The organism is Patescibacteria group bacterium (assembly GCA_024654625.1).
GTDB lineage: Bacteria > Patescibacteriota > Minisyncoccia.
Window position 1 is genome coordinate 1 of record JANLHB010000004.1, and the last position, 17,629, is coordinate 17,629.

Sequence of the window (17,629 nt, forward strand, 5' to 3'; positions counted from 1 at the left end):
ATCGCACGCCCCGCGTGCGTGGTGGCTTGAAACTGAATCGTACGCTCGTATCGTTCCGCCACTGCCTCGCTTCTCTCGGCAACACCAAAGAAAAATGTCCTTTCCACTTTCAAAAGAAATTTCACCCCCGCCAAATCAGAAATGCAAGGAGTGTTTTTTCTTTCGGGGTTGCCGAGGCTCTGCGAGGCAGTGGCGGAACGATTCATTCATCATTAGGGTTTTGCTCGAAATACATTCGAACTTTGTCCAGAACATACCGCCAAAAAACGAAATCGGGTTCGGAAGCAAAAATATGGTCGGCACGAAGTGCCGTCTGTTCTGAATCCCCCCCAAAAAGTCCTAATTCTAAAAGGGTTCGCCACGCAGAGCGTGGCTCCTCGTTAGCCAATTCCACCATATGAATAACCAAACTAGAAAATTTTTTATATACACCAGAAAATCTACCGATACGGAAGATCGGCAAGTTAGAAGCATTTCAGACCAACTGGCCGAGTTAAAAGAATTAGCAGTTAAAGAACAAATTGAGGTTGTAGATATTTTTGTAGAGAAACAAACTGCTAAAGCTCCAGGTCGGCCAGTATTTAATGAAATGCTTCTCCGTATCGAAGCAAATGAGGCAAATGGAATTTTAGCGTGGCACCCCGACAGATTGGCGAGAAATAGTGTTGATGGTGGAAAAATAATATATTTGCTCGATACGGGAAAGATTGCCGAGCTGAAATTTCCAACTTTCTGGTGTGATACCACTCCACAAGGTAAGTTCATGCTTTCCATTGCTTTCTCTCAATCCAAATACTATGTGGATAACTTATCGGAGAATATTAAGCGTGGACACAGAAACAAAGTGAAAGACGGTATATGGCCTCAAATGGCTCCGTTGGGCTATGTAAATGTAAAAGGTGCTGGAATAGTACCCGATGAAAATATCGCACCTTTAATCAAGAAAACATTTGAGGCCTATGCAACTGGAAATTTCACTTTGCGACAACTCCACGATAAGTTTAACGCCCTTGGATTGAGTAGAAAGAATGGAAAGGTGCTTTCCGTTTCCAACTATCAACAAATTTTGAGAAATCCGATATTCACTGGCTTAATGAGATATAACGGTGAAATTTACGAAGGAAAGCACAAACCGATTATCACAAAGAAACTTTTTGATTCCGTTCAAGAAGTGATGAGCCGAAAATCTAAACCAAAAGGTAAAGGTTTGAAAGAATATATTTATAGAGGATTTTTCCGATGTGGAGAATGTGGATGTTTTATTACAACCGAAACACAAAAAGGTCATAACTATCTCCGATGTACCAAACGGAAAAATCCTTGTTTGCAAAAATATGTCCGTGAGGAACTCATCACTTCTCAAATAAAGAAGGAAATCAAAAAAGTTTCTTTGCCACTCGATTGGGCAAATTGGATGATTGAAGAAAACAGAAAAGACCAATCATCCGAAACCCAATCGAGTGAGATTTTTTCTCAAAAAACAAAAGATGAAATTTCTCTTTTGGATTCAAAAGTTGAAAAGTTGATGAACTTATATTTAGAAAATGTTTTGTCTTTGGAAGAATATCGTGATTCTAAAAATAAGTTAGTGAATCAAAAACAACTTTTAAAAGAGAAATTATCGGCTTTTGAGAAAAAATCTCATAATCGGTTCGAACTTACCGAAAATTTTCTAAAAGCTAATATTCATATGGTGGAATTGGCTAACGAGAAAACAAATGAAGAAAATCTTCATTTGTTTAAAAAAGTCGGTTCGAACTTTGAAATCAAAGACCGAACCGTACTTTTTGAGCCACGCTCTGCGTGGCGAACCCTTTTGGATTCAGGATTTTTTGGGGGGAATTCAGAACAGACGGCACTTCGTGCCGACCATATTTTTGCTTCCGAACCCGATTTCGTTTTTTGGCGGAGAGAGAGGGATTCGAACCCTCGGTAGCTTTCGCTACACAGTCTTTCCAAGACTGCTAGTTAAACCACTCCTACATCTCTCCAAACATCCTCTATTATTTTTTGCATTATCAAAAAATCTTTTTTACAGTTGTATCTAATTTTGAAAGTACCCAAGGAATTAGCTTTGAATTTACCGGTTTTTAATTTTAGGCAAATGCTTTTATTAAATTGTGAAGGTGGAATAGAAGAAACTTTAGACCAAAATTTAATTAATTTTCTTTCATCCAGATCGGGATAAAAAAATAATTGTCCTCGTATGCGTTTTTTATCAATTTTTATTACATCATCAAGAAAAGTTCTAAAAATTTTTATAATTTTAGGGTCGGAATTAGTCAACTCAATAGAGTAGATTAACCTATCATATCTTTTATCAATTCTTGCCTTTGTACCTTCACAAACATAAAGTATAGCCCCTATTATCTTTAAACCCTTTTTATTCATCACTCGCTATTATAGCGTAAATATATTAAAGAAGCAACTTTCTTACGGATCCAAAAATCTCTTTCAAATAAGATTTTATTATAGACTAACTTCAGATATTTTTCTATTCCCCGTCTTTCATACCCCTCCTCTTCTGGACAAGTCGTTCCCATGCCTTCCCTGTTAGAATTTTATTCCTCACGGCAGCGAGAAACTCGAGCCTTGGATTCCCTTCTTTAAGATCTCCCACTTTATCAAAATCTTTAGTTAATTCTTCCTCACTTAGATTACCTTCTTTAAATTTCTTTACTGCTTCAAGCTCATTATCGGTAAATTTATCCGGCCTTGGCTTTGCCTCCTTAAAATGCGGGTCCGAAGGGTCCTCATCGATGACAGAAAAAGCGTCGTCTATTCGCGGATCTTCGCTTTGCTCTTCTTCAAAAGCCTTTTTATCAAAATCTTCAAAATGTCCTTCTATTGCCATATGCTTTAAAAATTTTCAATCTTCAATTTACAATTTTCAATAAATTTTCTAATTTACTAATTACCAAACCCTAAGATATCTCGCTATATTTCACTACATTATCCTTTCCCCTGTTGTGCTTGGCTTCATACATTGCCTTGTCAGCATAGGCGATAAGTTCCTCCACATTCTTTGGCTTCGCTTTATCTACCGATGCCACGCCGACGCTTACCGTCACCTCCAAGTCCTTGTGCTTCCCCACTCTAAGCTCCGCCTTAATCCCCTTTCTTATATCATCCGCTTTCTCGTAAGCCTCGTCTTCGGTGGCGCCAAGCATCGCTATCACAAACTCTTCCCCGCCCAAGCGACCAACAACGTCAATACTCCTCGTCTTCTTTTTTAAAAATCGAGCAATCTTCTTCAGTACATCATCGCCCGCATCATGCCCGTAGGTATCATTAATCTTCTTAAAATTATCAGCATCTATGAAGACCATAGAAAAATTGTCTATATGAAATCTTCTCTTGTGCTTCTTGGAGGCGAGCGCTTTCGCTTCATTGAAGATCGCATCCAAGTCTTCGTTTATCCCCTTGCGGTTTAAGACACCTGTCAGCTCGTCTTCCACCACGAGCTTCTTCAGCCTTTCTATCTCTTCCTTAAGTCTTTTTATTTCTTTATCTTTATCCATAAAATATTATAATTTCTCCCCAATAAGCGCCTTCACCCTCTCCTCTACCGGCGGGTGGGTCATAAAGAGACTACCAAGGAATGGCCTCTTCTCTTTAGGACCAAAAGGACTCGCGATGAAGAGGTGCGCCGTGGCATTGCTTACTCTTTTTACAGAGCCAGGATACTTAGAAATCTTTACAAGAGCTGAAGCAAGCCCCTCCGGATAACGAGTCAAAAGCGCGCCCGAGGCGTCAGCCAAGAACTCCCTCTTCCTTGAGATAGAAAGCTGGATCAAGGCCACCACTAAAGGCGCAAGTATTGCAAAGACTATGCCAACAATCATCATAATAGACTGATGACGACCCTCTCTGTCTCTACTCCTTCCACTACCACCAAAAAGAGAAAACCGCAAAAATATATCAGACAAAAGAGCGACAAAACCGACAAGCACCACAATCACTGTCGAGATCAAGATGTCCCTGTTGCCTATATGAGAGAGCTCGTGAGCTATTACCCCCTCAAGCTCAGAGCGGTCGAGCATCTCTAAGAGTCCGGAAGTGACCGCGACCACGGCATGATTTTTATCTCTTCCAGCGGCAAAAGCGTTTGGCGCAGGATCATTTATTATATAAATCTTTGGCACCGGAAGCCCCGCAGTAATACTTAAGTTCTCCACTACATTATATATCTCTCGGTGAGTCTCCCTCAGAGCCGGCGTAGCACCAGATATCTTAAGCACTATCTTATCAGAATACCAATAACTAAAGAAATTCATAAAGATACTGAAGATTACAGCGAAATATAAAATCTCCGGAATCTGATAGATCCAACTGAAAGCCCAGCCGATTCCTATAACCACAATTAAAAAGAGGCTGAAAAGAATCCACGTCTTCCTGATATTTTTATCTTGTTGGGTATAAAGAGTCGCCATAACCATAAGTTAAATCATTGTCCAATAAATATGGGGCAATAATTTTATTACTTTTGTTTTTGTCTTTAATCACTAGAAACTGACTTTAACCGGATCTTTGGCGGCTTCCTCTTCAAGCTCGAAAAATTCTTTCTTCTGAAATTTGAATAAAGACGCGATTATATTTGAAGGAAATGATTCTATCTTAATGTTCAAATCGCGGACATTGCCGTTGTAAAACCTGCGCGCCGACTGAATCTTGTTTTCCGTGTCAGAAAGCTCTCGCTGAAGCTCAAGAAAATTCGCATTCGCCTTAAGATCAGGATAATTCTCTGAAACAGCAAATAAAGTCTTAAGTGTGCCGGAAAGCATATTCTCCGCTTCTCCTTTCTCCTTAATACCTCCTGAATTCATTGCGCGAACTCGCGCTTCTGTCACCTCTTCCAAAACTCTTTTCTCGTGAGTGGCGTAACCCTTTACCGTCTCAATAAGATTCGGAATAAGGTCATACCTCCTCTTCATCTGCACCTCAATATCAGACCACGCTTCACGAGTACGATTAACAAGCTTGATAAAACCATTATATATCGCGACTATCCAAGCTAAGATAATTACGATAACTGCGACTACTATATATATAATTTTCATAATATTTATTATATTACAATCGAGCTCATTTTAGTACCCCATACCAGGCATACCGCCGCCCATACCGCCCATTCCGGCGCCTTCACTCTCGCTTTTCTTAGGCAAGTCGGCAATTGCAACCTCAGTGGTCAAAAGGATACCGGCCGCGGAAGCCGCGTTTTGCAAAGCTGTCCTCGTCACTTTTACCGGATCAATAATCCCCTCTTTAAACATATCAGCCACTATCTCATCGGAATTGGCGTTATAACCTATGTTTGATTTATTATCTTCCAAAACAACTTTTTTAATTTCCGATACTATAACTGCCCCTTCATGTTTTCCAGTATTTTCTACAATCTGTCGCAGAGGTTCTTCAATAGATCTCATCATTATCTCAAATCCGACTTCAAATTCCCTGACAATATCCTTAGAGGGAGATTTAATCTTGCCGTCTTTGAAATCTTTTTCCACAATAGCTCCGGCTTTTACAAGCGCGGATCCTCCGCCGGCAACAATCCCCTCTTCTATTGCAGCGCGAGTCGCGGCGACAGCGTCTTCAACTTTCAGTTTCTTATATTTCATCTCTGCCTCAGTCGCGGCACCGACTTTTATAATCGCCACCCCGCCCGTTAACTTCGCCAACCTTTCTTGAAGCTTCTCTTTATCAAACGAGGACGTAGACCTTTTAATCTCATTTTTTATCTGAAAAATCCTTGCGTCAATATCAGATTTCTTTCCTTTCCCGCCTACTATAGTAGTATTGTCTTTTGATGATATAACCTTCCTTGCCGATCCAAGCATCGCCACTTCGGCCTTATCAAGTTTCATACCAACCTCTTCAGATATTACTTTTGCTCCCACAACCGATGCTATGTCATAAAACATCTCTTTCTTCTTGTCTCCATAACCAGGCGCCTTTATGGCAAGAACGCTAAATATCCCTCTCAGTTTATTCACTACAAAAGTGGCAAGAGCGTCTCCTTCCACGTCATCAGCGATAATCACAAGTTCTTTTTTGCCTGTCTTTAAAAGCTTCTCCAAAAGAGGCAAAATATCATTTATAGTTGAAATTTTTTTGTCTGTTACAAGAATCGGAGCATTTTCATATTCCGCCTCCATCCTCTCAGTGTTAGTTATCATATAAGGAGAGATGTACCCTTTATCAAATTGCATTCCTTCCACTATCTCCGTTTCAAGACCGAATGTCTGCGATTCCTCAACAGTCACTACGCCATCTTTTCCTATTTTATCTAAAGTTTTCGCAATCTCTTCTCCCATTTCAATAGACTCAGCGGAGATTGTCGCCACCTGCGCCACCTCCTCTTTGCTCTTTATCGGCTTTGCTGTCTTCTTGAGAGCTTCCACAATATGATGAGAAGCCGATTCAATACCAAGTCTAACGCCAATAGGATTAACTCCCATTGTGGTAAACCTCATTCCCTCTTTTATAATAGCTTGAGTTAAAACGACTGCCGTAGTGGTGCCATCACCGGCGACGTCATTTGTCTTTGAAGCAACGTCCTTCACAATCTCCGCACCCATATTTTCTATCTTATTTTCAAGCTCTATCTCTTTTGCAATAGATACGCCGTCATTAGTAATAGTCGGCGCGCCATAACCTTTATCAAAAACTACATTTCTCCCCTTGGGACCAAGAGTCACTTTAACAGCATTAGAGATTATATCCACTCCGCGCTTAAGTTCTTCTCGGGCCTTTTCATTAAAAATAATTTGTTTTGCCATATGATTAATTAATTTTCAATTATCAATCTCCAATTTTCATTAAATTTTTTAATTTTAAAATTTTCAAACACTGGAATTGATAATTATTTGTAAATTGATAATTGGTAAATTGGTAACTGACCTACTATTCTATAACAGCGAGAATGCTCGACTCGCTTAAGATATAATATTCTTTACCACCGATTTTTATTTCATCAGGACCGTATTTGGAAAAAATAACTTTCTGTCCCTTCTTTATGCTCATGGGGATCAGCTTGCCATTATCGCCAATCCTGCCCGGGCCGACAGCTATCACCGTCCCTTGCTCCGGCTTTTCTTTATCAATAGTGTCGGGGATGATAATTCCCGACTTAGTTTTGGCTCCGCGATCCTCGGCAGAAACCGGCTCCACCAAAACGCGGTCACCTAAAGGTTTAATCTTCTCCATATCTGAATATTTTATGAGTTTTACATATAATGTCAATGCTATTGATTTATTTTAAAGACTCTGCTATCATTTAAAACAATGGAAATAGTAGTTAAATCTCTGCCGTTTATACAGATAATACTATCTGTTCTTTTGGTTACAGTCATACTTCTCCAACAAACAGGAGACGGTTTAGGCGGTGCTTTTGGCGGTAGCTCAGACGGCGGTTCATATCATACCAGACGAGGTATGGAGAAAATCCTCTTTACGTCAACAATCATATTAGGTATACTATTTGTATTATCAACTTTTTTTGCGCTCATTATTTAATTTAAACTTGATTCACAAAATATAATCATAGAAAATAAACTCTCTACACTCTAATTCTTTATGCAACCTGAAAAAAAACCCTCTTTCTTTAGTCATTTTAGGCTTCCATCTTACCCTGAAATAAATATCGCCATAAAAACTTTTTCAAAAAAAGAAAAAATAGCATTTTTTATTTTTTTCGCCATTTTTATAGCTGGCGCGCTTGGCACAATAATCACTTTAAACAATTCCATATCCATAGAAGTCCCCAAATCGTCAGGAACTTTAAGTATGGGAATAATAGGCACACCGCGTTTCATAAACCCAATACTTGAGATATCAGATGCGGACCGAGATGTTACGGCCCTTGTATATTCAGGACTCTTACGACCGGACAACAATGGCGGACTAAAGACAGACCTTGCGGAAACTTATTCTGAAAGTGAAGACGGACTATCTTACACATTTACCTTAAAAAATGACGCCAGATTTCATGACGGCAAGCCTGTCACAAGCGATGACGTCATCTTCACAATAAACCAGATAAAAGACCCTGTATTAAAGAGCCCTAAAAGAGCGAGCTGGGAGGGAGTTGAAATGGAAAAAATAGATGACAAAACTTTTAAATTTATACTAGGTCAGCCTTATTCTCCCTTTCTTGAAAATACTACCATCGGCATACTTCCTCATCATATATGGAAAGAGGCCTCATCCGGTTTAATGAGTTTTTCAGAATTTAATATAAATCCGACAGGATCAGGGCCTTATAAACTTAAAAAAACGTATAAAAATTCCGCCGGAGTCGTTGTTTCTTACACGCTTGTCGCCAATGAAAATTTTTCTCTTGGAGAGCCATTCATAAAAAAACTAATAATAAATTTTTATCCGAATGAAGAAAAACTTATCAATGCATTTCAAAATAATGAAATATCAACCATCGGTGGCATCTCGCCTGAAAATGCATCAAAAATAAAAGAAGGAAATTTTAATTTAAATACATTAAATCTTCCGCGAGTATTTGGCGTATTTTTCAATCAAAATAACGCGCCGATATTTGCCAAAAAAGAAGTTCGCGAAGCTTTAAACCAAGCAACTGACAAGAAAAAAATAATAGAAACGGTGCTTATGGGGTTCGGCGCTGAAATTAACTCTCCTATACCGCCTGGAACATTTGGCGCTTACGAAATAGATTCTTCCAATGAAGAAGCTACGGATAATTGGGAAAATAAACTGGCAAAAGCCAAAGAAATTCTTGAAAAAGCAGGCTGGAAATTTAATGAAGAAACCAAAATATTTGAAAAGAAATCAGGAAAAGAAATCTTAAGGCTTGATTTTTCAATATCAACATCAAATGTTCCTGAATTAAAGCAAACCGGTGAGCTTATAAAATCAATGTGGGAAGAATTGGGAGCGAAAGTAGATTTGAAAATTTTTGAAATAAGCGACTTAAACCAAAATGTAATAAGGCCAAGAAAATATGATTCCCTTATATTCGGAGAGATACTGAGCCACGATCCGGACCCTTTCGCATTTTGGCACTCATCACAAAGAAATGACCCAGGGCTTAACATTGCCCTTTACGCAAACATAACGGTCGATAAACTGCTTGAAGAAGCGAGAAAAACAAAAGAAAGAGAAGAAAGGATGAATAAATATCTTAAATTTCAAGAAGAGGTAAAAAAAGATATGCCGGCAGTTTTTCTATACTCGCCTTCATACATATATATCACGCCTAAATCACTCAAGGGCTTTGATACGACAAATATCACTCTCCCCTCTGAAAGATTCAACAATATAAATAAATGGTATTTAAAGACAAAAAAAGTCTGGAAAATATTCTCAAACTAAATTAAATAAAAAATATGATTAAAAAAGAAATTACCAAAAAAAGAGAACTCAAACCAAAAGTAAAGACATCCTCAGGCGAAAGAAGATTCAAATCAAGAGAATGGAACAGCGGTAAAACTCATTTTGGAACCAAAACTATACAAAAAACTTTCTCAATTAAAAATGAAAGTGAAAATATCCGCGTAATACCACTCGGCGGAGTTGAAGAGATCGGCAAAAATATGACTGTCATTGAATATAAAAATGATATTATCGTCATAGATGCCGGCGTGCAATTCCCAGAAGAAGATCATCCTGGGGTAGATTATCTTATACCTAATACAAAATATCTTGAGGAAAGAAAAGAAAGAATCCGCGGCATTATAATAAGCCATGGACACTTAGACCATGTAGGCGGATTGCCATACTTATCAGAAAGAATCGGAAATCCGATAATCTATACATCAAAATTATCAAAAGCAATGATACTTAAAAGGTATGAGGAGTTCCCTCATATTACAAAACCGGAAATAAGAGAAGTTACATCAAAAGATAAAGTAAAACTCGGTAAAGAATTTTCAGCGAGATTCTTTGACATAGAGCATACAATCCCTGATGCAATAGGCATTATAATAGAAACCGCCATAGGCAATATAATATACCCGGGTGACTTCAAAATAGAACATGACGGCAAGGGTACAGTAGCAAAAAAAGAGATGGAAAAATTTGAAAATATCGGAAAAGATAATAATCTGCTTTTGCTTATGGAATCAACTAATGTTGAAACTCCGGGCTTTTCATTGCCTGAGAAACAAGTCCATAAAAATTTGGAAAAATTATTCAGCGAATCAAAAGGGAGGATCATTACCGCAGTATTTTCTTCATTGCTTGAACGGGTGACAGAAATGGTAAAAATTGCGGAAAAACTGGATAGAAAAGTTGTAATAGACGGCTACAGTCTAAAGACAAACCTTGATATGGTACAAGAGCTCGGCTATGTAAAAATAAGAAAAGGATTAATAATCCAAGCAAACGAGATAGACAATTATCCGCCGGATAAAATACTCGCAATATGCACGGGCTCTCAAGGCGAAGAGAATGCGGCTCTTGTGCGTATTGCCAACAAAAAACATAAAAACATACGGATTAAAAAGGGTGATACCATATTCTTATCATCATCCATAGTTCCCGGCAACGAAAGAAGCGTTCAAAATCTTAAAGATAACTTATCAAGACAAGGCGCAAAAATCATTCACTATAAAATGGCTGACATTCATTCAAGCGGACACGCATATGCAGGAGAACTTGAATTAGTACACAGGATAATAAAACCGAAATTCTTTATCCCTGTACACGGCAGTTATTTTATGCTTTCAACGCATGCGGAACTCGCCAAATCAACAGGTATGCCGGCTGAAAATATAGTTATTCCCTCTCATAATGGTTCTATCATAGAAATATCAAAAGATAAAATAGAAGAGATAAAAGAATACGCTCCATCAACTCTCGTAATGGTTGACGGGCTTGGTGTCGGAGATGTAAAGGAAGTCGTACTCAGAGACAGGCAAGCATTGGCGCAAGATGGCATATTTGTGATAATAGCAGTTATAGACTCTACCACCGGAAAAGTAAAAAATTCTCCGGATATTATCTCACGCGGGTTCGTATATCTTCGCGAATCACAGGAACTTCTTCGTTCAACTAGATTTATCATCAGAAAAACTATTGAAGATGCTACGATTGAAATGCATCCTGTAAATATTGATTATGTTAAAAATAACTTACGAGAAAAAGTGGCGGATTTCTTATTTAAAAAGACTAGACGCCGACCAATGGTGCTGCCTGTAATACTTGAGGTATAAAAATATGGCTAAGAAGAAAATGCTCCGCATCTTATACTCCGCAGGATTCCTCTTTGCAATCCATTCCGCCTTTATCGCTTATATTGATTCTTCTTTTCTTTCAAAGTTTGTCGGGGAAAAATATGTTGGCCTGATCTTTACCATAAGCGCTATTTTATCTATCTATGCCTTAAGCAAAGCTTCTTTAGTATTAAGCAAGCTTGGCAATTATAAAACTACAATCTCATTGCTTATACTTGAGGCCTTTTTGCTGGCCGGTCTTGCCTCTATAAAAATCGCCTGGATAGCAGTCCCTTTCTTTATTATCCACTATGCTATCCTTACTCTCCTCATCTTAAATTTTGATATATTTATTGAACATTTCTCAGATGACGGCGCCACAGGATCCATTAGGGGAACTTTTTTAAGCATCATAAATCTGTCTTGGGTTATAGCTCCTTTTATAGCCGGCTTGATATTGACCAATTCTGATTTTTGGAAAATATATTTGTTATCAGCTTCTGCTATGATACCGGTCTTTGCTATAATCTCTTTAAAATTCAAAAATGTACGGGATAATCATTACAATCATCCTCCTTTTTTAGAGACAATAAAAAGAGTCTTTCAAAATAAAAACATATATAAAATATTTTTGGCTTCATTCCTTTTATATTTTTTCTTCAGCTGGATGATAATATACACTCCTATTTACCTAAATCAGCATATCGGCTTCGCTTGGGATAAGATTGGCATAATATTCACAATAATGCTTCTGCCGTATATCTTATTTGAGCTTCCATTAGGGAAACTCGCTGACTGGAGATTCGGAGAAAAAGAGTTCTTAACTATAGGTTTTATTATTATAGGCATATCAACAATGGCAATGGCCTTCATAGATTCGCATAATTTCTTAGTCTGGGCGGCCATACTTTTTATCACAAGAATAGGCGGAAGTTTTGTAGAGATATCAAGCGAAAGTTATTTCTTCAAACAGATAGACGACACTGATACTAATATCATAAGTTTCTTTCGGAATACCAGGCCGCTGGCTTTTGTCATCGCCCCTCTTATAGCGACGATTATATTAAAAATTCTTCCATATCAATATCTCTTTCTTGTCCTTGGTATAATAATGCTTTTCGGCCTGAAATATTCTCTGACTTTGCGCGATACTAAATAAAAAGTTATTATAAATAATATAAATGACTACGCAAAAAACAATTTTTTCAGGCATCCAACCAAGCGGGAACCTTCATATAGGCAATTATTTGGGCGCCATAAAACAATGGATTAAACTCCAAGATTCAGAAGAATATAACAATATCTTCTGCATAGTTGATGAGCATGCTATTACTGTCCCTCAAGACCCGGAAATACTGAAAAAAAAGATAATGGAAGTAACTCTTATATACTTAGCAGCCGGCATAGACCCGAAAAAATCGCTTGTATTCATACAGTCGCGCATACCAGAGCACGCTGAGCTTGCCTGGATCCTAAACACTATCACTCCGCTTGGAGAGCTCCAGAGGATGACGCAATTCAAAGATAAGGCGAAAGAAAAAGGCCTTCTTGCCGGACTCCTAAACTACCCTGTGCTTATGGCGGGAGATATTCTTCTTTACGGCACGGATATTGTCCCTGTCGGCGAGGACCAGGTCCAGCATGTAGAATTCACAAGAATGATCGCCAAGAAATTCAACAACCAATACGGAGAAACTTTCAAAATCCCAAAACCGTCGCTCGTCAAAGAAGGAAAAAGAATAATGGGGCTTGATGACCCTAAAAAGAAAATGTCCAAATCTGCTCCCTCTCCAAAAAACTATATCGCCATTCTTGATGAACCAGATACAATAAGAAAAAAAATATCATCTGCCGTAACAGACTCCGGTAATGAAGTAAAATACGACGAAAAAAATAAGCCGGCTGTCTCAAATTTACTAAATATTTATTCCTTATTTTCAAACAAGAATATAAAAGATATTGAGAAAGAATATAAAGGCAAAGATTATTCCACTTTTAAAAAAGATTTGGCTGAGGTTATAATAACGAACCTTTCTCCTATTCAAGAAAAATACAAAGAATTATATAATAACCCTTCTTATGTGGAAAATATACTTAAAGACGGAGAAACAAAAGCAAAAGAAATCGCCTCTAAAAAGCTGACTGAAGTTAAGCAAAAAATAGGATTTATTTAAACATCAGCGACTGCCTAAAAAAATAAAAGTTGGCTATCGGCGAACTCCCCTTTTGCCTTCTTTTTCTTTCTACTGCGCAGTATTTTGAAGCTGAAGTTGTATCAGTATGGCAAATTGTTCTAAAAGCTGATTTAACATAACCTGAAGTTGATTTATCTGCGCTTGAAGCTGTTGAATCAATTCTATTTGATTTAATTGACCTTGAGTTGAAGAAATAACAGTGGTTGCATAACCGCCATATATTTCCATTATCTTTGTTCTTGTGGAAGGTCCGGCAATTCCGTATCCGTTGGTGATTGGAGTTCCTTGGCAAATACCCATATATTTGCATTGAAATCTTTGGACAGCTTGCACCGTAAGCGCGCCATAATACCCTGAAATTATCCCTTCAGGATAAATTTCTTTTTCCTGAGCTAAATACCGCTGAAGCACTTTCACTTGTTCATTTTCATAATTTAGAAAAAATGGTCCCGTAAGCTCAACTGCTGCTATTATTGTAGTTTGTGTTGAAGTATTATCCTGAATTAAACTTGGCTCTTGGATGGTATCAATTATGACACTTTCTTGAATTATCGGTTCATTAGCACTATCTAAAGAAGAGGGAGCAGTATTTGTAATATCAGGTATTATATTCTCCGCTAAAACAGGCGCATTGTACTCATCATTGTCGCTTGACGAAGAACAGCCGATATCAGACGGGAAATCCGATAAACCGTCATTATCGTTGTCTAGACTGTCGTTGCATTGATAAACACTTACAATTGATGGGCTAAGAGTTTTTGAATACTCATATGCCCCTCTGTCCCACACTCCATCCGCGCCGCGCACTAAACCGTTCATATCAACATTATAAGGCGAGCCGAGTGGCTTACCCGAAAGAGTGGCGGACTTGATTGAGAAATTCCCCGCGCTATAATTCACAAACGGATCCGCTGATCCAATCTGTTTATTTGATTCTGATATGCTGTTCTCGTTTGAATTCTTATACCAATTGTAATCATGGAGTACGCCATTGCCAAAGTTGGCAGTAGGACTGTTATACCAAAGATTATTGTAAGCGCTGATATTGGATATCTTGTTATATATTGGAAACAATCTTCCGGAACCGCCTCCGCTTAAATTTACAAAAGTATTATTATATATTTTTACATTTGAAGCATAATAAGTCGAATCAGACGACCATGTTCCTATGGCGCCATTATTTGCCGTCCCGCCTTGATCATTTTTCCACCAAAAAATATTTCCGTAAAAATCCCAAGTATCCGCCCAGCCGATTATAAAACCTCCTGTGCTTCTGAAATCAATTATCTGATTATAACGGACAACAACATCATTTGTCTGCCGAGCCGACCATATTTCCGAATGCTGACCTGACGACGGATTTGCGCCATTGCGTTCAAGCCGGCTATATTCTACAAGAATATTTCTGACTTTACTTCCGGTAAAATCGTGCGTGTAAAATAAAACACGGCTGGCATTTCGTATATAATCATACTGGAATTTCCAATCCCCTCCTCCATAAACAGCATATATCGCATCCTGGCCGGTAGCGCTCGTTGGAGGGTTAAGATTACTTGTATACACCATCTCTATATGCTTAAACACAAGATTACGGACATTGGTATTATTAGAATTTCCTATGCTAATAAGTTTTGCCGTATCACCAGATCCTGTATACTGTATCTTAAAACCAAACCCTGAAGTCCAGCTTCCAGGACCGCCTCCGACTTGACCGTCTATCTCATAATATCCAGTCAAAACTTTTATAGGCGAAAAAATCGCCTCTCCGTCTCCATAAGAATTCTGCCACCCTGTATTCGTACCATGACTGACGATTGTGGCCTTTTTTATATATATCCAAGATGAACCTGATAAAGCGTCGTCAAATGTATAGCTCGGATAACTTCCGTCGGCTATATAATATGTATGTCCGCGCACCAACGTTTGTGGCAGAGATGTCCATGCATTACTCCAATCTAAACCGGAATTGCTTCCCGAAGCGCCGGCTCGAACATAATGAGTTGTCGCCGCATTAAAATTATTATTTTGAACAGGAGTGGCTATAACATTCCATTCATCATTGTCGCTTGACGAAGAACAGCCGATATCAGACGGGAAATCCGATAAACCGTCATTATCATTGTCTAGACCGTCGTTGCATTGATAAACCTCTATAATCGCGGTTGTATCATTTGCGATGTCAGTCGCATTATTTACAGTATCGGTAATAATATCATTAGTAGTACTAATTGTAGTATTAGTCGTAGTATCGGTGGTAGTATTATTTGTTGTGTCAGCAGTAGAAACGGATGAAACTTCTATAGCGCTATATTTATCCGCTCCGATGTCCCAAATATTACTCCTGGATTCATTATCAATATCGCCTGTAAAATAAGCTGACAAATTAGATCCATTTCCAAGGGCATCGTTCTCACTTGAATTAGCCAAATGAAAATCTTCCAAGCCCGGATAAATACTAGAAAAAACCACCCAATTACCGGCGCCAGGATTAACATTGCTTGTAGCAACCCTATTTACTAAACCGCTTGTCAGCGATCCTTTGTTTGCAGACGAATCTCCGGTTATATTATTCCCCCCAGACCACGTTATAATACCTGAGATTGAACCGGAGCTATATTCACTGAAATCATTATAATTGCCATAAGTATTAATTCCTATGGTATTATCTAAATTTACATTAACTTTCGTGCCTGAATTTCCTGTCCTTACATTTATCGCGCCTGATTCAATCTCCCCGCTTGAACCGCAGTTAAATAAAGTGGAATTTTTTATGTTCCACGTCTGATTATAAGCCGCTGTACTGCTATATGACTGGGCATGAATGCATGCCCTGGAAAATCCGTAAATTATACTGTTATTAATGCCGACAGTGTAGCTTGAATTTCCTTGATAAATTCCATCGGTATCGGCGACATTCTTATTTCCGGACCAGATAATGCTTTTATCTATAGACACGTTATTAGCCTGTATGCGAACACCTTCATCGGAGACAGCCGGCGCTGAACTTAACTTAATTTCAAGTCCGATCAGTCTGGTATAATCTTCATTTACAGTTATGGTATTTCCGGGTACATTAGGCGCAATACGGTAACCTGAACCCGCCACCCCTTTATGTCTCGCATCAATAGCGGTATAAATCTTAATATAATTATTTATTCCCGTAACCCAGCCATCTATTGTAAGAGGAGTAATATCAGGGTTTGTCCACGTCCCCTCAATACGCGCGGTAGCTATCTCATTAGAAGAAACCAAATCCTTCTGTTCTGCCGCCTCCCAAGAAGATAGAGAAGTATAGCACTTAGAATAACCGGCGCAATCCTGTCTTATTATAGATACTGATTCCGTAGCAGCTTCTATCTCTAAAACAAAAGAAAAAAATAAAAAAAAGCTAACTATAGCGAGAACAGTTAGCTTTTTGATTATATTTATTCCATCGACTTGAAATTCTTTATAGCCCAACTTTATTAGATTCATCATTCTTTTATTATATATCTTTTATATTAGATTTGTATAAAGTTATCCACATATTAAAAAAGTCCCCGCCACGGCGGGGACTTTTTAATATATATTATCTATAAAAGATTATCCTTTTATAAATAACTCAAAACTGTCTAGATCTTCCCCTTTTAAAGCTTCTATAAGGTTTAATATAATCTTTTTACCGTCCAGTGTGGCTGAGATGACGGCATTTTCTGATGCTTCAAAAGTAACCTTAAACCTCTGTGGCGTAACAACCTGCGCGCACACGTCTCTTGATTCATAAATGCTATTAAAATTAATCGTAACCTGCTCAGGAAAAGATTCTGCAATAATGACATCCCAATCCAGCAAATGACAAGGTGTAGGCATATCAATCTCGCCTACTATAGTATGAGTGCCATCTTTGAACTGATGCTTGGCGGTAATGATTTTCTCAGGCGCTTTAAGAGGCGTTTCTGCTTGCGGAAGCGGTTCTTCTACTACATTAGCCGTCCTACCGGACCACCATGACCAAAAGACTATACCTGAAACAACAACGACAGACAGTATTATAACTACGGCTAAAATAATATTAATTCTTTTATTTTCCATATATTTATATTAGATTTAAATTTTTATAATGCTCGACTTGTCTTAATTATCCCACCTTTATACAATTACTGCAATAACATGTACGCGTCCACCACATATGAGACTCTTTGGCTGGTAATGTCATAACAATATACCTTAAAGGAGAAATCATGCCAAGCGATTCATGCGGTCTTTTTG

16 protein-coding genes and 1 tRNA gene are annotated in these 17,629 nt (G+C 38.3%); 6 read left to right on the forward strand and 11 right to left on the reverse strand.

Annotated features, from left to right (window positions below):
* Nucleotides 1–206 (reverse strand): hypothetical protein (locus NUV40_00025; protein ID MCR4342279.1); only part of this gene is annotated, 206 nt, incomplete at its 3' end.
* Nucleotides 207–397: 191 nt separating this feature from the next.
* On the opposite strand from NUV40_00025, the gene NUV40_00030 reads away from it, so the two are divergent.
* On the forward strand, nt 398–1,936 hold the full coding sequence (locus NUV40_00030) for a recombinase family protein (GenBank protein ID MCR4342280.1): 1,539 nt from the start codon (nt 398–400) through the stop codon (nt 1,934–1,936).
* On the opposite strand, the gene NUV40_00035 is transcribed toward NUV40_00030, so the two are convergent.
* The 8 genes from NUV40_00035 to NUV40_00070 form a co-directional block, all read right to left on the reverse strand.
* Nucleotides 1,904–1,991: transfer RNA gene (locus NUV40_00035), tRNA-Ser, on the reverse strand. The genes NUV40_00030 and NUV40_00035 overlap by 33 nt on opposite strands.
* On the reverse strand, nt 1,969–2,391 hold the full coding sequence (locus NUV40_00040; protein MCR4342281.1) for a hypothetical protein: 423 nt from the start codon (nt 2,389–2,391) through the stop codon (nt 1,969–1,971). The genes NUV40_00035 and NUV40_00040 overlap by 23 nt, the downstream gene beginning before the upstream one ends.
* A gap of 103 nt (nt 2,392–2,494) precedes the next feature.
* Nucleotides 2,495–2,854, reverse strand: a complete 360-nt coding sequence (locus NUV40_00045) for a hypothetical protein (protein MCR4342282.1) — start codon at nt 2,852–2,854, stop codon at nt 2,495–2,497.
* 70 nt (nt 2,855–2,924) lie between these two features.
* Nucleotides 2,925–3,521, reverse strand: coding sequence for a GGDEF domain-containing protein (locus NUV40_00050; protein ID MCR4342283.1), 597 nt, complete (start codon nt 3,519–3,521; stop codon nt 2,925–2,927).
* Nucleotides 3,522–3,527: 6 nt separating this feature from the next.
* The gene (locus NUV40_00055; GenBank protein ID MCR4342284.1) at nt 3,528–4,433 is read right to left on the reverse strand and encodes a M48 family metallopeptidase; all 906 of its coding nucleotides are present in this window, start codon (nt 4,431–4,433) and stop codon (nt 3,528–3,530) included.
* A gap of 72 nt (nt 4,434–4,505) precedes the next feature.
* A complete protein-coding gene (locus NUV40_00060) occupies nt 4,506–5,060 on the reverse strand; it encodes a LemA family protein (protein ID MCR4342285.1) in 555 nt (184 codons plus the stop codon).
* 30 nt (nt 5,061–5,090) lie between these two features.
* Entirely contained in the window at nt 5,091–6,782 is a 1,692-nt protein-coding gene (gene groL, locus NUV40_00065) for a chaperonin GroEL (GenBank protein ID MCR4342286.1), read from the reverse strand.
* A 124-nt stretch (nt 6,783–6,906) separates the two neighbouring features.
* Nucleotides 6,907–7,209, reverse strand: coding sequence for a co-chaperone GroES (locus tag NUV40_00070; GenBank protein MCR4342287.1), 303 nt, complete (start codon nt 7,207–7,209; stop codon nt 6,907–6,909).
* A gap of 78 nt (nt 7,210–7,287) precedes the next feature.
* Here NUV40_00070 and secG point away from each other — a divergent pair, with 78 nt between their 5' ends.
* Genes secG through trpS form a run of 5 tightly spaced genes read left to right on the forward strand, consistent with a single transcriptional unit; the run spans nt 7,288 to nt 13,360 of the window.
* Nucleotides 7,288–7,518: a preprotein translocase subunit SecG gene (gene secG, locus NUV40_00075; GenBank protein ID MCR4342288.1), complete on the forward strand. Its 231-nt coding sequence runs from the start codon at nt 7,288–7,290 to the stop codon at nt 7,516–7,518.
* 60 nt (nt 7,519–7,578) lie between these two features.
* Nucleotides 7,579–9,345, forward strand: a complete 1,767-nt coding sequence (locus tag NUV40_00080; protein MCR4342289.1) for a peptide ABC transporter substrate-binding protein — start codon at nt 7,579–7,581, stop codon at nt 9,343–9,345.
* Nucleotides 9,346–9,359: 14 nt separating this feature from the next.
* Nucleotides 9,360–11,186, forward strand: a complete 1,827-nt coding sequence (locus NUV40_00085) for a ribonuclease J (protein MCR4342290.1) — start codon at nt 9,360–9,362, stop codon at nt 11,184–11,186.
* 4 nt (nt 11,187–11,190) lie between these two features.
* Complete coding sequence (locus NUV40_00090) at nt 11,191–12,345, forward strand: MFS transporter (GenBank protein MCR4342291.1); 1,155 nt, start codon at nt 11,191–11,193, stop codon at nt 12,343–12,345.
* Between the two features lie 22 nt (nt 12,346–12,367).
* Nucleotides 12,368–13,360: a tryptophan--tRNA ligase gene (gene trpS / locus NUV40_00095; GenBank protein ID MCR4342292.1), complete on the forward strand. Its 993-nt coding sequence runs from the start codon at nt 12,368–12,370 to the stop codon at nt 13,358–13,360.
* A gap of 69 nt (nt 13,361–13,429) precedes the next feature.
* On the opposite strand, the gene NUV40_00100 is transcribed toward trpS, so the two are convergent.
* Nucleotides 13,430–16,858: a peptidoglycan-binding protein gene (locus NUV40_00100; GenBank protein ID MCR4342293.1), complete on the reverse strand. Its 3,429-nt coding sequence runs from the start codon at nt 16,856–16,858 to the stop codon at nt 13,430–13,432.
* A 105-nt stretch (nt 16,859–16,963) separates the two neighbouring features.
* Entirely contained in the window at nt 16,964–17,452 is a 489-nt protein-coding gene (locus tag NUV40_00105; protein MCR4342294.1) for a hypothetical protein, read from the reverse strand.
* Nucleotides 17,453–17,629: the final 177 nt, after the last annotated feature.

What these genes read in the sequence shown, in the direction of transcription:
- NUV40_00030 (MCR4342280.1), top strand. Translation starts at nt 398, where the DNA reads ATGAATAACCAAACTAGAAAATTTTTTATATACACCAGAAAATCTACC.
- NUV40_00040 (MCR4342281.1), bottom strand. Translation starts at nt 2,391, where the DNA reads ATGAATAAAAAGGGTTTAAAGATAATAGGGGCTATACTTTATGTTTGT.
- NUV40_00045 (MCR4342282.1), bottom strand. Translation starts at nt 2,854, where the DNA reads ATGGCAATAGAAGGACATTTTGAAGATTTTGATAAAAAGGCTTTTGAA.
- NUV40_00050 (MCR4342283.1), bottom strand. Translation starts at nt 3,521, where the DNA reads ATGGATAAAGATAAAGAAATAAAAAGACTTAAGGAAGAGATAGAAAGG.
- NUV40_00055 (MCR4342284.1), bottom strand. Translation starts at nt 4,433, where the DNA reads ATGGCGACTCTTTATACCCAACAAGATAAAAATATCAGGAAGACGTGG.
- NUV40_00060 (MCR4342285.1), bottom strand. Translation starts at nt 5,060, where the DNA reads ATGAAAATTATATATATAGTAGTCGCAGTTATCGTAATTATCTTAGCT.
- groL (MCR4342286.1), bottom strand. Translation starts at nt 6,782, where the DNA reads ATGGCAAAACAAATTATTTTTAATGAAAAGGCCCGAGAAGAACTTAAG.
- NUV40_00070 (MCR4342287.1), bottom strand. Translation starts at nt 7,209, where the DNA reads ATGGAGAAGATTAAACCTTTAGGTGACCGCGTTTTGGTGGAGCCGGTT.
- secG (MCR4342288.1), top strand. Translation starts at nt 7,288, where the DNA reads ATGGAAATAGTAGTTAAATCTCTGCCGTTTATACAGATAATACTATCT.
- NUV40_00080 (MCR4342289.1), top strand. Translation starts at nt 7,579, where the DNA reads ATGCAACCTGAAAAAAAACCCTCTTTCTTTAGTCATTTTAGGCTTCCA.
- NUV40_00085 (MCR4342290.1), top strand. Translation starts at nt 9,360, where the DNA reads ATGATTAAAAAAGAAATTACCAAAAAAAGAGAACTCAAACCAAAAGTA.
- NUV40_00090 (MCR4342291.1), top strand. Translation starts at nt 11,191, where the DNA reads ATGGCTAAGAAGAAAATGCTCCGCATCTTATACTCCGCAGGATTCCTC.
- trpS (MCR4342292.1), top strand. Translation starts at nt 12,368, where the DNA reads ATGACTACGCAAAAAACAATTTTTTCAGGCATCCAACCAAGCGGGAAC.
- NUV40_00100 (MCR4342293.1), bottom strand. Translation starts at nt 16,858, where the DNA reads ATGATGAATCTAATAAAGTTGGGCTATAAAGAATTTCAAGTCGATGGA.
- NUV40_00105 (MCR4342294.1), bottom strand. Translation starts at nt 17,452, where the DNA reads ATGGAAAATAAAAGAATTAATATTATTTTAGCCGTAGTTATAATACTG.